The following is a 15,368-nucleotide window of genomic DNA, read 5'->3' as shown; positions in this document are numbered from 1 at the left end:
TCACCAGCCATTGTCATGATCGGAAGTATGCGTCAATCCGGCGAATTGGGAAGCGGCCGTCTCATGATTGATTGCCCACCAGCGCGGCAGCAGCTGTTTGATCCGGCTCTCGGCAAAGCGGTCGTCAATCAGCATCACCACGCCGTGATCCTCGCGGGTCCGGATGACTCGCCCGGCGGCCTGCACGACTTTCTGCACGCCGGGGTACAGGTAGGTGTAGTCATAACCGGCGCCGAAGATCGCGGCCATGCGGTGTTTGAGTTGTTCGTTGACCGGATTGAACTGCGCCAGCCCCAGTGTCGCGATGAACGCGCCGATCAATCGCGCACCGGGCAAATCGATGCCTTCGCCGAACGCACCGCCCAACACGGCAAAGCCGATGCCCTGGCTGTGGGCGGTGAACTGATCGAGGAAAGCCTGCCGTGCGCCTTCGAGCATCCCCCGCGATTGCTGCCAGAGGGTGATGTGCGGATGGCGCTCGGCGAGTAACGACGCCACTTGTTGCAGGTAATCGAAGCTGCTGAAAAACGCCAGATAGTTGCCCGGACGCTCGCTGAACTGCCGTGCGATCAATTCGACGATCGGCTCCAGCGAAGCCTGACGATGATTGAAGCGTGTCGAAATGCGGCTGACGATCTGCACCTGCAACTGCTCGGCGCAAAATGGCGATTCGACGTCGATCCACACGGTGTCGGCCGGCGTACCGAGCAAATCGGCGTAATAGTGACGCGGGCTGAGGGTCGCGGAAAACAGCACGCTGCTACGCGCCGCTTTCAGGCGCGGGCCGATGAACGCGGCCGGCACCACGTTGCGCAGGCACAACTGCGACAGCGGCTTTTTGCGGTCGAGGTCACGCTTGCTGATGTCGAACAGGTAATGCTCGTCATACAGCTCCGCCACCCGGGCGAACTGCAGCAGGTCGAAGTAGAAATTCTGCAAGGCGCTGTCGAGACCCTGCGGATGATCATTGAGGTAATCGCCGATGGCCGCGCAACACAGCGAAATCGCCTGCAGGAGTTTTTCCGGAGCCTTGTCGTACGCCTGATAGGCCGCCAGTTGCGGCGCATGCAGGGCATTCCATTCGCGGTTGATCCGTTGCAGGGAGTTCTTCAGCGCCACAGGCGCGGTTTTGCGCACGCTGCCCAACGTGAACTGATCGAGACTGGCGCTGTACATCTGCCGACCCCGTTCGACGAGGTTATGCGCCTCGTCCGCCAGCACCGCGACTTTCCATTGATTGAGTTGCGCGAGGCCGAACAACATCGCGCTGAAATCGAAGTAATAGTTGTAGTCGGCAATCACCACGTCCACCCAACGGGCCATTTCCTGACTGAGGTAATACGGGCACACCGCGTGTTGCGCGGCGACCTCGCGCAGGGCCGCTTGATCGAGCAGGCGGATTCGGCTGGCCGCTTCCCGGGCGGCGGGCAAGCGATCATAAAAGCCTTGGGCCAACGGGCAGGATTCGCCGTGGCAGGCTTTGTCCGGGTGTTCGCAGGCCTTGTCCCGGGCGATCATTTCCAGCACCCGCAAGGGCAAGGCTGGCGACTGATCGAACAACACCTGACTGGCATCCAGCGCCAGTTTGCGCCCCGGTGTCTTGGCAGTGAGGAAGAACACCTTGTCCAGTTGCTGCGGCGCCAGGGCCTTGAGCATCGGGAACAGCGTGCCGAGGGTTTTGCCGATGCCGGTCGGCGCCTGTGCCATCAGGCAGCGCCCGGTGCTGACAGCCTTGAACACCGACTCGGCCAGATGCCGCTGACCGGGACGAAAATCCGCATGGGGAAACGCCAGTTGTTGCGCAGCCAGATTGCGCGCTTCGCGATGGGCCATTTCCTGTTCCGCCCATTGCAGGAAGAGCGTGCATTGCTGTTCGAAAAAGGCCTTGAGGCTATCGGCGCTGAAGGCCTCGACCAGACACGTCTCTTTCTCGCTGACGATATCGAAATACACCAGCGCCAGATTGATCTGTTCCAGTTCCAGTTTGCAGCACATCAACCAGCCGTAGATCTTCGCCTGCGCCCAGTGCAACTGGCGGTGATTGGCCGGTTGTTTGCTCAGGTCGCCACGGTAGGTTTTGACTTCTTCCAGGCAGGTTTGCGCCGGGTCGTAACCGTCTGCCCTGCCCTTGACCTTCAATTGCCGGAACTCGCCTTCGAGCGCCACTTCGCTTTGGTATTTTTCGCTGCGTCGCGAGGCCACGGTGCGGTGGCCGGCGATGCCTTCCAGCGCCGTGGGTGATGGGGTGAAGCGCAGGTCGAGGTCGCCGGTCTTGGCGGTGAACTCACACAGTGCGCGCACGGCAATGTTGTAGCTCAAGCGCTCTGCTCCGCCCATTGCACGTAACACACCGCCACGGGCATCTGATGTTGATGGCAGAACTCCAGCCAGCGCAATTGGTTGTCCTGCAGGCGATCGCCGGGGCCTTTGACCTCGATCATTCGGTAGGTTTTGTGCTGCGGCCAGAACTGGATCAGGTCGGGCATGCCGGCGCGGTTGGCCTTGATGTCGAGCAGCAAGCGGCTGAACCAGTGCTTGAGGTGTTCGGCCGGCAAACAGGCCAGCGCTTGCTCCAGCAGTTGTTCATTCATGGCGCCCCAGAACACGAAAGGCGACTGGATACCCCACTTGTCAACGAAGCGTTGGCGAATGGTCGCCGCATAGCGATCGTCGTCGAGTTCACTCAGACACGCCTGAAACAGCTCGGCGCGGCGCTGCTGGAAGTCTTCGTTGAGCAAGTCCACCGGGCCACGCTGGAACGGGTGAAAGAACGCCCCGGGCAACGGCGCGAAAATCGCCGGCCAGCACAACAGGCCGAACAGCGAGTTGATCAGGCTGTTTTCCACGTAATGCACGGGGCCATCGTCATCGTGCAGATGCGCCTGCACGTAAAACTCCACGGACAACCCGGGATCGGTACGCGGCAATTGCAGGTCCAGACGCTCGACCGGCCTGGCCGTCGCGCGTTTGAGCGGCGGGCCGCCGAGCTTGCGCCGCACCCTTGGCAATATGCGTTGCAGGCCTTGCTGCTCGGCAGCGCTCTCCGGCGCCTGTTCTGCCAGCGTGGCGAGTTCCAACGCCAACGGGTATTCGCCACTGCGTTCCAGCACGCGAATCATGCGCAAACGCGCGCCGGGGTAGGCGCACTCGCGGTAAATGCTCAGGGCCAGGGCAAACTCGCTGATGCGCTCGCAATACTGGCCGATCTGGAACAACACCTTGCCGCGCCGGCGTTGCAGCCACGGATTGTCGAAGTGCAACGCACTCACCTGCTCGACAATGGTTTGCAGCGGCTCGCCGGCCTCGAAACGCATTTGGCAGTGGTGCAGGAACAGACAGGCGTCGACGTCTTCGCGGCTGCGCAGGCCTCGCGAGTCGGCGCAGAATTCGACTTTTTCATAGGTGAAGATGCCCAGGTCGGCGAGGACGAATTCCGACCAGTCCTGATACAGGTTGCCAAAGAACATCAGACGCAAGCGGTCGCACAGGTCCATGAGGGTCAGGCTGAACAAACGATCATCGAGCTGCGGCGCCCAATCGCGCAGGCTGCGAGTGTCTGCAAACTGCTCGGCGAGTACTGCAAGCCAATCGTCCTTGCGGCCCTTGGGCTGCTCGATGAAGGCTGCAAACGCTTGCAGGATCTCGGCTTTGAGCAGCACGTCGAACAACTCGGCGAGGGCCAGCGGCGCGTGTTCGTCGATCCAGCCACGCTCCAGCAAGGGCTGCGCGGCCGCGGCGATGTCACCGATTTCAACGTAATTGAGTTTGCCGGCCCGAAAATGCACACCCTTGCGCATCACCATCCGCACCAGCAAACCTTGCGAAGCACGGGGCAAGGCCTTGAAGTCGCGGATGAACGCGTGTTCCGTTTCGCTCATCACATCGACATAGCGAAGTTCAAGCCAATCAAGCACTTGCAGGAAGTTGTTAAGGTAATAGAACGGATCGTCGAGGGGATTGGCAGTCACGGGAATTCTGGGGCCATGGCGAGCGAATACTGGTTATGCGTACAGATAACAGCTGTGCCCCGCCCGGTGCAAACGGAAAATGATCAATGGCATTTTTTCGCCGGGCTATCGAACTTTTCTCACGGAGATAGCACCAACCGCGTTAGAAGGCCGACAATGCTCGGCATCACATCGAATGAGGATTTAGAAGTGGGTATGAAAATCAAGTCACTGGGCATCCCTTTCGCCATCGTCGCCGCGCTGGCACTGGCCGGTTGCTCGACGCCGACGGTGGTCACTCTGCAGAACGGCACCCAGTATCTGACCAAGGACATGCCGAAAACCAAAACCAAGGACGGCTTCTATGAGTTCGAGGATATTTCCGGGGCCAAGGTGAAGGTGCGTGCTGATGAAGTCGCCACGGTGCGCGAGGAAGACTAGGTTTCGCTCGTTCCCACGCTCCGCGTGGGAATGCAGCCCGGGACGCTCCGCGTCCCTTCAAAGCCGAACGCGGAGCGTCCGTTGAGGCATTCCTTTGCTGCGCGTGGGAACGATCATTGAGTGTTATTCGAAGGTCGGCATGCCCGGAATGCTGCCGTCACAAGGCATGTACGTGCCGCCCCGCTTGACCACTTCTCCCTGCAAACGCCGGCAGCGTTCCAGATCCTGCTGCGCCATGCGATCGATGCTCAGATTGCCGGTGGTCTGCGGCTGCTTGCCGTCACCCAGGCGCAGGGTCACGAACGGTTGTTCGGGCTGAATCTGAAAGCGGCTCTTCTCTTCAACCGGCTCGACCGCCTCGGTTTTCGGCGGACTCGGCAGTTGGTCGGTGGTGATGCCGTAACGGCTCAGAATCGAACTTTGAGGCAGATCGGCCCAGACATTGGCCGAACACAGCGCCAGTGCAACGAACCCGACATACCCCTTGAAACCTTTCACGTTTGAATCTCCTGTACTCAATGGCGGCTAGCTATAGAACGTGTGTGCACGTGCTGGCTTTAGGCCGCATTTCCTGTTTTCGCAGGGGTTTGAGTCAGAGAATGGCTGTCGAGTCACTTTTAAACCGCGTTATCGTTATTCGCGAGCAGGCTCGCTCCCACAGGGGATTTGTAAACGACACAGATCCAGTGTGGGAGCGAGCTTGCTCGCGAAAGGGCCCTTACCGGCGCCCAATCAACCTCAGGCGATCACAACACCCTCAGCACTCAGACTATTCAGCGACACCCCGACCAACGTCACCGAATCATTGCCAAACGTCAGCACCGTGTCCTGCCCAACGGTGGCGGCATGGGCACGGAAGTCCTCCGCCGGCAACACACCCTGGACACCGAGAAACACCAGTTTGTCGTTGGACGTGTAACCGACCACCCGGTCCTGCCCGAACGCGCCGTTGAACAGGAACGTATCCGCCCCGCCGCCCGATTCCATCAGGTCATTACCGGCACCGCCAACAAACACGTCGTTACCCGCGCCACCGATCAGGTGATCGTTACCGTCCAGCCCGAACAACCAATCGCCACCCGAATGCGCCTTAAGCGTGTCGGTGCCAGCGCTGCCTTTGACGCTGGACTCGTAAGCAGTGACGTTGTTGCCGACCTTCAAACCGCTGGCCGTGACGCTGTGGGTCACATCATCCTTGAACAGGCTCCAGAGAAACCCCGGTTCCTTGGTGACGATACTGCCGATGTCGCGGGTGATGCTGATCCCGCCGTTGGCATCGCGCACGTACAAGTTGCCGGCGCCGTCATTGGCGAAGTCGAAGTTCTTCACTGCACTTTGCAGATCGAGGGTGTTGCTGCCCTGCCCGCCAAGGATGACGTTGTAGCCGCCGCTGTCGCGGAAGGTGTCGTTGCCGGCGCGACCCTCCAGATAATCGTTGCCGCTGCCGCCCTGGATCAGATCGTTGGCGTCACTGCCGATGATGAAGGTGCTGCCCTTGTGGGTTTCGGCGTTGCGGTTGAGGTCCTGCACCCAAGTGTTGGCCCGCGCCGGGTCCGAGAGGTTGGCGACGATGATCGTCGAGTCGCGACTGGTCAGGTCGTAGAATTTTGAGTCGATCACCCGGTTCATGCCGTCGCCATACGCGGTCGGCAAGTGCGAGATCCAGGTGGGAATGTTGAGGATCGAATACGGCAGCAGATTCCACGCGGTCGAGGCGTAGTGATCGTTGAAGCTGACGATGTTATCGGTGGCCGACTCTTTCGGCGCATCGTGCACACCGATGGAAGCACCAGTGAAGGTCGAGCCGTCGAGGGCGCGGAACACCGGGTCGTTTTCATAGCCGACGTTGAGCACTTTATCGGTGCTGCTCTGGGTCGGCGAGGCGTAGGCAATGTAATTGGAATCGGCAAAGAAACCGCCCCACTTGCCGCCACTCAAGTCAGCCATGCTGTTGACCGCCAGGCCGCCGAGGCTGTGCCCACTGACCAGTACGTCCTTGCCGCTGAGGCCGTTGGCCTTGGCAAACGCCACCACATCATTGAGCAGATTGCCGAAGGCTTCGCCGACGTAGTTCTTGGCGTAATCCTTGGGGCCGAAGGCCGCGAGCAGGTCATTGATCACGTCGCCAATGGAGTCGAGGATCAGGTTTTCCCGCGGGCCGCTGGTGCCGCGAAAGGCAATGCCGAGTTCCGTGAGATGGCCTTGGGCGTCGTACTTGCCGAGGATTTCCACTTGCGCGGTGGTGTAACCGGCCTTCTCGCCGAAGAAGGTTCCTCGCGCATCGGTCTTGCCGTCGTAGCCCAATTGCGAGGCGGTGATCGGTGTCCAACCGGCTTTTTTCACGGCGTCGAGGGCGAGTTTTTCCGAGTCGGGGTTCCACGGAATGCCGGGGATGACGCCTTGGGAATCGGTGCCACCGAGCAGCGCCGTGACCAGCGTAGCGGGCAGGCCAAGGCCGAATCCGTTGTGCTGATAACCGGCGGCAAAGCCATTATCGAGGTTGTGATAGGAATACAGCGTGATCGCCATGGCATCGCTGAACAACGCCTTGGAATCGGCTGTGCCGAAGTTCTTGTAGTCATACACACCCATTGCTATTGCCTCTCTCTTGTTGGAATTGTTAGAGATAGCTCACAGCCAGGGCGCCCCACGGGGACGCCCCGGAGCATTTCAGTACTACTTACTGCTGTTTTTACTGTGGGAGCGAGCCTGCTCGCGAAGGCGGGGTGTCAGGTACGAAGACTTCAACTGACACTACGTATTCGCGAGCAGGCTCGCTCCCACATTGGATCTACGCGAACATGAAACTGGAGTCCGACAGGTTAGCCACTCCCACCCCGATCAGGGTCACGGCATAGTCGCCAATCTTCAGCACGGTATCGCTGCCGGTCTGCGACGCGTGTTGCTTGTAGTCGTAGCCCTGCCCCGCGCCTTCGACGCCCATGAACACCAGTTTGTCGCTGCCCTGATAACCGTTGATGGCATCGAAACCGAACGCGCCGCTGAACAGGAAGGTGTTGTTGCCACCCACTGCCGTCATCACGTCGTTACCGGCGCCGCCGACGAAGGTCACATGGCCCTTGTCGCTGATCAGCTTGTCATCGCCACCGAGGCCGAATAGCCAGTCACCGTCAGCCGAGGCGTGCAGCGCATTGCCGTAGCCATCGCCGCTGAGCGAGTGGTTGTACTGGGTCAGCTCGCTGCCGTTGGTCAAACCCTTGGCGGTGACGCCCCAGGTGATTTCCTTGCTGCCCCACCACGACCCCGACTCCTTGCTCACCAGCGCGCCGATGTCGCGGGTCATGCTGATGCCGCCGTAAGCGTCGCGCACGTACAGCGTGCCGTCACCGTCGTTGGCGAAGCTGAAGTTCTGCAGCGGTTTCTGCAGTTCGAAGGTGTTATGCCCTTGGCCGCCGAGCAGAATGTTGTAGCCGCCGTCATCCCGGAAACGGTCATCGCCGCCCAGGCCTTCGAGGAAGTCGTTACCCGCGCCGCCCTTGAGCCAGTCGTTGCTCTGCGTGCCGATGATGAAGGTGCTGCCGGTGTGCGGCTCGCCGCTACGGCCGAGATCCTCAACCCAGGTCTTGCCGCGAGATGCTTCTTCCAGATTGGAGACGATGATCGTCGAGTCTTTATGCGTCAGGTTGTAGAACCTGGAATCGATCACCCGATTCAAGCCATCGGCATAGCCCAGCGAGCTGTGGGCCGACCAGTTCAGCGGATTGACGATGCTGAACGGCACCAGGTTCTGCGCGGTGGAAGCGTAGTTGTCGTTGAAGTTGACGATGTTGTCGGTGGTCGAATCGTGGGGCTTGTCGTGCTTGCCCATCGACGCGATGCTGAACGTGGTGCCGTCGAGCACGCGGAACACCGGGTCGTTTTCGAAACCGATGTTCAGCACGTTATTGCCGGTGCTGCTCTGGGTTGGCGAGGCGAAGGTGATGTAGTTGGCGTCCTTGAAGAAACCGCCCCAGTTGCTCGCGCTCAGCTCGGCCACGCTGTTGACCCCGAGCCCGCCGAGGCTGTGGCCGCTGAGCAGCACGTCCTTGGCACCGATGCCGTTGGCAATGGCGAACGCGGCGACAGCCTTGAGCAGATTGTCGAAGGCGTTTTTCGCGTAGTTGCTCGCGTAATCCGAAGGCCCGATGGCGGCCAGCAGGTTGTTTTTCAGGTCGCCGAAAGTATCGCTGTAACCCAGCCCGCCGGTGCCGCGAAAGGCCACGCCGATGCCAATCAACTTGCCGGCAGCGTCGTATTTGCCGAGCACTTCGGCTTCGGCGCTGGTGAAGCCGTCCTTCTCGCCAAAGAACGTGCCTTGTGGCCCGACCTTGCCCTGATAGCCCAGCGCCGTCGCCGTGACCGGCGCCCAAGCGGTGGCCGGCAACGGTTTGCCGGTCGGCGTGTAGGCATACAGCGTCAGTGCGATGGCATCGCTGTACAACGCTTTGCCATCGGCATTTTTATAATCGAACAGTCCCATGTTGTGCTCTCTCTTCCTTCAAATGACTGGCAGCTCTTTGCAGAGCTGCCAGCACGCCTTAGAACTGCCAGTCGAGGGTCAGACCCACACCGTGGTCTTTCTCGTTGCTACCGATCAGTCCGTTGTAATCCAGGTTCACCCGCACATCGCGGTTGAGCGCCAGACCCGCGCGTACGCCGACCACCGCGGCATCGCGATCCATCGACACGCCCTGCACGGTGAACGCGCTGTTGCCATTGGCGAAGGCCAGATGGCTGTCGGCATCGACGTTGTTCAGGTTGTGCTGCCAACCGAGGCTCGCACCCAGCTCCAGCTGCTGCTGATCCGACAAGGCGAACGAACGCTTGGCGCGCACGCCGAGGGTCGACAGCACCACATCGCGGTTGTCCTCACCACCCTTCAACGCTGCAGCATCACCCTTCTCGGTGAAGCTTTCGGTATTGAGGTGCACGTAAGACAGATTGGCGAACGGCTCCAGGTTCATCGGTTGCAGGCCCAGATCATAAGCGGCCTCGGTGAACACTTGCGTGGTTGCGGCATCGTGCTTGGTCTTTTGTTTACTGCTCACGTCCCCGAACTGCAGGTCACGTTTGACGTCGACACGGTGCCAGCTGTAGGCGCCGCCGACGGTCAGACGCAGCGCATCGATCTGATGCCCCAGGTACGCACCCAAGTGGTAGCTGTCGACCGACGCCGACGAATGCGTGCCGCTGCCCATGCTCAACGAGCTGTCGCTATAACCGGTAACGAAACCCAGACGGGTATCTTCAGCAATCAGGCCGTCGACACCGGCCAGCAAGCCACCGATGGAGCTGTTGGAATCGGCATTGTCATGCCCGCCATCGCTCTTGCCCCACGAACCCAAGACCTTGACCCAGGCGTTGCTGCGGTCATCGGTCGGTGCGCCGGCATTGAACAGGTCACGCTCACGCAGACGCTCGCCCACCGCTTCACGCAGGTAACGGCTGTCGTTGATCAGCATGGTGCCAATGGCCGGATGGATCTCGCCGGACAACTGTTGGAAGGCTTGCTGCGCCGACGCCGCATTCGGCGACAGCAACAGGGTTTCGAACAGCGCATTGCCAGCGCCCAGACGCTCAGCCGCAGCGCCCACGGCGCGTTGGTTCGGTGTCAAACCGACGCTGGCGAACGAGGCATCGTTACGCCCGACTGCCAACTGAATGCCAGTGGCCGAGTACGCCAGCGTGCCGCCGAGGAAGGCGTAATCCGGCAACACCTGACCGAAGCGTCCTTCGATGCCGCCCGCCGCTTGCAGGATGTTGTACTGAGTGCCGAGCAGGCTTTGCACTTCGTTGGTGGTCAACAGGGTCGGACTGTTTTCCAGCGACATGCTCACCGTGGCGCCTTCAATCACGGCTTTGCCGGTAGCGATGATCTGATCGCTGCTGGTCGGCGACAGCTCTACGGCGTAGGTCGAACCCGGTGCAAAGGTCACGTCACCGGCCACGTTCAGGGTGCCGATGGAGTTACCCGGTGCGACCGTACCGCCGCTGTTCACCGACAGCGCGCCGATGTGGCCATTGCCGCCGAGGATACCGCCGTCATTCACCGTCACCGCCGATTGCAGCGAACCGTTGATGGCCAGGCGGCCCTGATTGACCAAGGTCGGGCCGCTGTAAGTGTTGTTGCCGGTCAGCACCAGCGTGCCGATACCTTGCTTGGTCAAACCGCCGTGACCGGAAATGTCGTTGCGCCAGGTGTCGAGGCCGCAAGTGATGTCCGTGCACACGCGCTCGGTCGGTTTGCCCTGATCGATGATCGCGCCGATGCCCGGCAGATCCGCGACAAACTGGCCGGAACCGTAAGCGCCGTCGATGCGGAATTCCGCCGGAATGTCCTGCTCGGTAACGAACATCGAAGGGCCGTCGATGCCCTTGCGCAGGTTGATCATGCCCCAGCCGTACAAGGCGTCGATGCCCGGCGCGCCGAGGTCGGTGGCCGTGGTGCGCAAGACCGTGGCGACCTGATCACCGGTCATGTACGGGAAGCGCTCCATCAGCACCGCCATGGAGCCGGCCACGTGCGGCGCGGCCATCGAGGTGCCGTTGTAGTTTTTGTAGCCCGTGGTGAGGTTGTCGGCGTTGGTGCCTTCAATGATCGCGCTGAAGATCTTCGTGCCCGGTGCCGAGACGCAGAAACTCGCGGTGTAGCCGCAGCGCGAAGAGAACGTACTCATGATGTACGGGTTGGCGCTGGCCAGGTCCGGGTTCTGCTGCAACGCGGCGACGGTGATCCAGTTCGGCGCGATGTCCGGAACGAAATAGCCGAGGCCGGCGATGGCGTCCGGGTTGTTGAGGTTGTAGTCGTTACCCGCGGCGAAGATCGTGACGATGCCGCTGCGCGCGGCGGCAATAGCGCCGTCGTAGGCGCCACCGGGTTTGGTGCCGAGCAGTGTGCGGATCTCGTTGAACTGCAATTGCGCGTCATTGACGGTGAAATGCGGATAGGCCGGATCGCGGCCACCGAGATCGAAACGATCAGTGATGCCGATGCCCCAACTGTTGTTGATGATGCGCGCGCCGCTGGCGATCAGTGCATCCCAACCGGCCTTGTACACCGCGCCGTCGTTGCCGCGAACAATGCCGTCCTCCGGGCCCGGGTCGCCGTTGTCGGCGCTGATGATCTGCGCACCGAACGCCACGCCGTGCATCGGCCCGCCGTCGCGACTGCCGGCGGCGATACCGCCGACGTGGGTGCCGTGGGCGCCGAGTTTGCCGTCGGAGCCGACCGAGGGCGAACCGTCATAGCGGAACGCATCGCCGGCTTTGACCGGGATGTACGGGTCGGTGTATTCGCGAATCCCGCTGGTGACCAGAGTGACGACTTTATTGCTGCCGGAAAACTCCGGGTGCGCGGCATACACTGGCTGGTCAAAGATCCCCAGTTTCACGCCTTTGCCGGTATAACCGGCGGCGTAAGCGTGATCGGCACCGATCGCGCCCAGGCCCCAATCGGCCTGAAACTCGGCACTGCGCCAACTCGACGGATCGCCCGTGCGACCGCTCTCCACGTAGGGCACGGCGTGGGCTGTACCGATGGCACAGAGCACGGCGAGCGTGAGGGTTTTCAGGGCAAAGCGGCCACCCGTTTGCGCGGGGGTATTGTTGTTATTCATCCAGCGACCTTCCTTAGTGATGTTGCGAAAAATCCTGATCGTTGCCACTGAGGGCGATGATCGTTCCCACGCTCCGCGTGGGAATGCAGCCCGTGACGCTCCGCGTCACTGGACGCAGAGCGTCCCTAGAGGCATTCCCACGCAGAGCGTGGGAACGATCGGAACGATCAGCGTGGGTTAGAACTGCCAGTTAAGGCTCAGGCCGACGCCATGGCTTTTCTCGCGACTGGCCAGTTGTCCGTTGTAATCAAGGTTGACGCGCACGTCTTTGCTCAACGCGAGGCTCGCCTGCACGCCGACCAGCGCGGCATCGCGTACCAGCGCCGAACTCTCCACCGCGTACGGCGTACCGCCGCTGGCAAAGCGCAGATGCTGTTCGGAGTCGATGTCGCTCAGGCTGTGCTGCCAGCCGAGGTGGCCGCTGACGTCGAGTGATTGCGCAGGCGAAAGATTGAAGGTCTTGATCGCCCGCACGCCGAGGGTGCTCAGCACGGCGTCACGTTGATCGCCCGAACTTTTCAGCGCGGCCGCGTCGCCCTTCTCGGTCAAGCCTTCAGTGTCCAGATGCACGTAGGCTAGGTTGGCGAACGGTTCCAGCGCCAATGGTTGCAGGTGCAAGCGATAAGCCGCTTCGCCGAACACTTGCGTGGTCGCTGCATCCACCTTGGCTTTCTGTTTGCCGCTGATGTCGCCGTATTGCAGATCGCGTTTCACATCGGCGCGATGCCAGCTGTACGCCGCGCCGGTGCTCAAGCGCCAGGCGCCGATTTCACGACCGGCATATGCGCCGAGGTGATAGCTGTCGACCTTGGCCGAGGAATGCGTACCCGAACCCATGCTCAGCGAACTGTCGCTGTAACCGGTGACCAGACCGATGCGCGTCTGCTCATCCAGCGCGCCATCGACACCGGCCAGCAATCCGCCAATCGAAGTGTTGTAGCCCGCCGTGTCGTGACTCGAATCGGTCGTGCCCCATGCCCCGAGAGCCTTGATCCAGCCGTTGCTTTGCGCAGCCGTTGTGTCGTGCAGACGCTCGCCCACCGCATCGCGCAATTGGCGGCTGTCATTGATCAGCATCGAACTCAACGCCGGGTAGATCTCGCCGCTCAACTGCTGGAACGCTTGTCGCGCCGAAGCCGCGTCGGGTGAACGCAACAGGCTTTCGAACACCGAGTTACCCGCGCCCAGACCTTCAACGGCAACGGCGACCGAGCGCTGATTCGGCGTTTGCCCGACGCTGGCGAAGGTTGTCGAGTTACGTTCGATATCGAGCTGAATACCGGTGGCGGCGTAGTCGAGGCTGCCGCCGATAAACACATAATTCGGCAGCACCGCACCGAACTGGCCCTGAATGCCGCCGGCCGCTTGCAGGATGTCGTACTGGCGCCCGAGCAGGCTTTGCGCCTCGGTGGTGCTGAGCAGCGTCGGGCTGTTTTCCAGCGACAGGCTGACGGTGGCGCCGCTGATGTTGGCAGTGCCACCGGCGACGATGCGGTCGCTGCTGGTCGGTGACAGTTCAACGGCGTAAGTCGAACCGGGCGCGAAGGTCACGTCACCGGCCACATTCAGCGTACCGATGGAGTTGCCCGGCGCCACGCGAGCGCCGCTGTTGGCGGTTAGCGCGCCGATCCGCCCGGAACCGCCGAGGGTGCCGCTGTCGTTCACCGTGACAGCGGAAGTCAGCGAACCGTTGACCGTCAGCAAACCGCCATTGACCGTAGTTGCACCGCGATAGGTGTTGTCACCGGAGAGGATCAACTGCCCGCCGCCGGATTTGATCAGGCTGCCCTGATACACCCGGCTCGCCGCCGCTGCATCACGGGCAGTGCCGACCGCGTAGTCGGTCTGATCCTGTTGGCTGGCGCCTGCGGGAACGCCATTCTGCCAGCCCTTGTCTTGCAGGGTTTGCTGCCAGGCATTGTGCTCGGCGAGGTCTTCGGCCTGACGCTGAATCAGCGCCTTGTCGGAGATGTCATTGCTCCAGACATCGCGCTGCCCTGCCCCCAGGTTGGCGTCAAACGCACCGAGCAATTGCCCCGGCCCGCGCATCGCCCGATTCAGATTGGCCACGCCCCAGCCGACTCGGTCAGTCGGCGCATCGGTGACCGAGCCATCCAGTTGCGTGGCGGTGGTCAGCAGCACTTCGAGGGCCTGCTGATTATTCATGTACGGATAGCGTTCCATCACCAACGCCAGCGCACCGGTCGCATGCGGCGCCGACATCGAGGTGCCGGATTTGATCGCGTAACCGCCACCGGGAATGGTGCTGTCGATCTTCGCCCCCGGCGTGGTGATGCACCAGTATTTGGCGAGGCCGCACTGGTTGTACTTCTGCTGATTGCTCTGATCGAGGCCTGACACGGCCAGCCAGTGTCCTTCCAGATCCGGCTGAAAATACGGCAACGCCGAACGCACGCTGGCATTCGGGTAGCCGCTGTTGCCGGCGCTGAACACGTTGATCACACCGCGTCGGGACACATCGGCGGCGGCATCGAGCCAAGTGCCTTTGTTCCAGTGCTGTGCATAAGCGGCGTGCAGATCAGCCAGTGTGCGGTAGCTGACATCCGGCGGCTGGCTGCCCCAACTGTTGTTGATCGCGCGCACGCCGGCATCGGCCAGGGCGTCATACACCGCTTTGAAATAGCGCGGATCGGGGTTGGGGCCGAACAGGAAACTGTCGTTCTTGTTGGTGTTGCCGACGTAGATTTGCGCGTTGTACGCCACGCCGTGCATGCCGCTGCCATCGCGCGAGGCGCCCATGGTGCCGACCACATGGGTGCCGTGGGAGTCGTTGTTGGGATTGAGGGTGCCATCGACGTTGAACAGCGAGCCGTCGATGTAGCTGCCGCTGGCCTGCACCGGGTGATAACGATCGCTGGCGAATTCCGGGTGGGCGGCATCGAAACCGGAGTCGAGGGCGCCGATTTTCACGCCTTGGCCGGTGATGCCGGCGGCGTAGGCTTGCTCGGCCTGCATGCGGCTCAGGCCCCAGTCGCGGAGGAATTCAGCGCTGCGCCAACTGGCGGGATCGCCGGGTTGGCCGCTTTCGAGGTATTGGGCCTGCGCCTGGGTTGCAGAAATCACAAGCAGCAGGGTGCCGACCGAAATCGGCTTGATGCGTACGTCCATGTTCACCACTCACTTTTATTGTTTTATGCAGGTTGTTTTGCGGTGTTGCCTGTTCCCCTCACCCCAGCCCTCTCCCCAAGGAGAGGGAGCTGACCGCGATGTCTTGCGTCTTACATCGACCTGAAAAACCGCGTCGAATATGGATTCGGTGAAGCACATCCTCGCCAAGTGAGAGGGAGCTGACCGAGGTGTGTTGCGTTATTCATCGACCTGAAATGTTGGATTCGCTAGCGTT

General features: G+C 61.4%; 8 protein-coding genes. 1 reads left to right on the top strand and 7 read right to left on the bottom strand.

Translation table 11 applies throughout. The features are described from left to right. Together PspS49_RS14410 and PspS49_RS14405 are read right to left on the bottom strand one after the other, a co-directional pair. Complete coding sequence (locus PspS49_RS14410) at positions 1-2,319, bottom strand: ATP-dependent DNA helicase (RefSeq protein ID WP_160039873.1); 2,319 nt, start codon at positions 2,317-2,319, stop codon at positions 1-3. Next, positions 2,316-3,968 carry a VRR-NUC domain-containing protein gene (locus PspS49_RS14405; RefSeq protein ID WP_160039871.1) on the bottom strand — a complete coding sequence of 551 codons (1,653 nt, stop codon included), beginning with the start codon at positions 3,966-3,968 and terminating at the stop codon, positions 2,316-2,318. Before PspS49_RS14405 ends, PspS49_RS14410 begins: the two co-directional genes overlap by 4 nt. Positions 3,969-4,163: 195 nt before the next feature. Between PspS49_RS14405 and PspS49_RS14400 the strand changes: the two genes are divergently transcribed. After that, complete coding sequence (locus PspS49_RS14400) at positions 4,164-4,388, top strand: YgdI/YgdR family lipoprotein (protein ID WP_122600478.1); 225 nt, start codon at positions 4,164-4,166, stop codon at positions 4,386-4,388. Positions 4,389-4,511: 123 nt separating this feature from the next. Here the strand turns inward: PspS49_RS14400 and PspS49_RS14395 are convergent, their stop codons facing one another. The 5 genes from PspS49_RS14395 to PspS49_RS14375 all read right to left on the bottom strand — a co-directional run bounded on the left by PspS49_RS14395 (position 4,512) and on the right by PspS49_RS14375 (position 15,133). Beyond that, positions 4,512-4,886: a hypothetical protein gene (locus PspS49_RS14395; protein ID WP_127927391.1), complete on the bottom strand. Its 375-nt coding sequence runs from the start codon at positions 4,884-4,886 to the stop codon at positions 4,512-4,514. A gap of 240 nt (positions 4,887-5,126) precedes the next feature. Beyond that, positions 5,127-6,980: a polyurethanase gene (locus PspS49_RS14390; protein ID WP_160039869.1), complete on the bottom strand. Its 1,854-nt coding sequence runs from the start codon at positions 6,978-6,980 to the stop codon at positions 5,127-5,129. Between the two features lie 199 nt (positions 6,981-7,179). Beyond that, positions 7,180-8,868, bottom strand: coding sequence for a polyurethanase (locus PspS49_RS14385; RefSeq protein ID WP_160039867.1), 1,689 nt, complete (start codon positions 8,866-8,868; stop codon positions 7,180-7,182). Positions 8,869-8,926: 58 nt separating this feature from the next. Next, a complete protein-coding gene (locus tag PspS49_RS14380; RefSeq protein ID WP_160039865.1) occupies positions 8,927-12,004 on the bottom strand; it encodes an autotransporter serine protease in 3,078 nt (1,025 codons plus the stop codon). A 177-nt stretch (positions 12,005-12,181) separates the two neighbouring features. Then, complete coding sequence (locus PspS49_RS14375; protein WP_160039863.1) at positions 12,182-15,133, bottom strand: autotransporter serine protease; 2,952 nt, start codon at positions 15,131-15,133, stop codon at positions 12,182-12,184. Positions 15,134-15,368: the final 235 nt, after the last annotated feature.

It is taken from the genome of Pseudomonas sp. S49, from assembly GCF_009866785.1.
Lineage (GTDB): Bacteria > Pseudomonadota > Gammaproteobacteria > Pseudomonadales > Pseudomonadaceae > Aquipseudomonas.
Note: the sequence above shows the minus strand (reverse complement) of the source record. Positions and strands in the feature narration are given on the sequence as shown.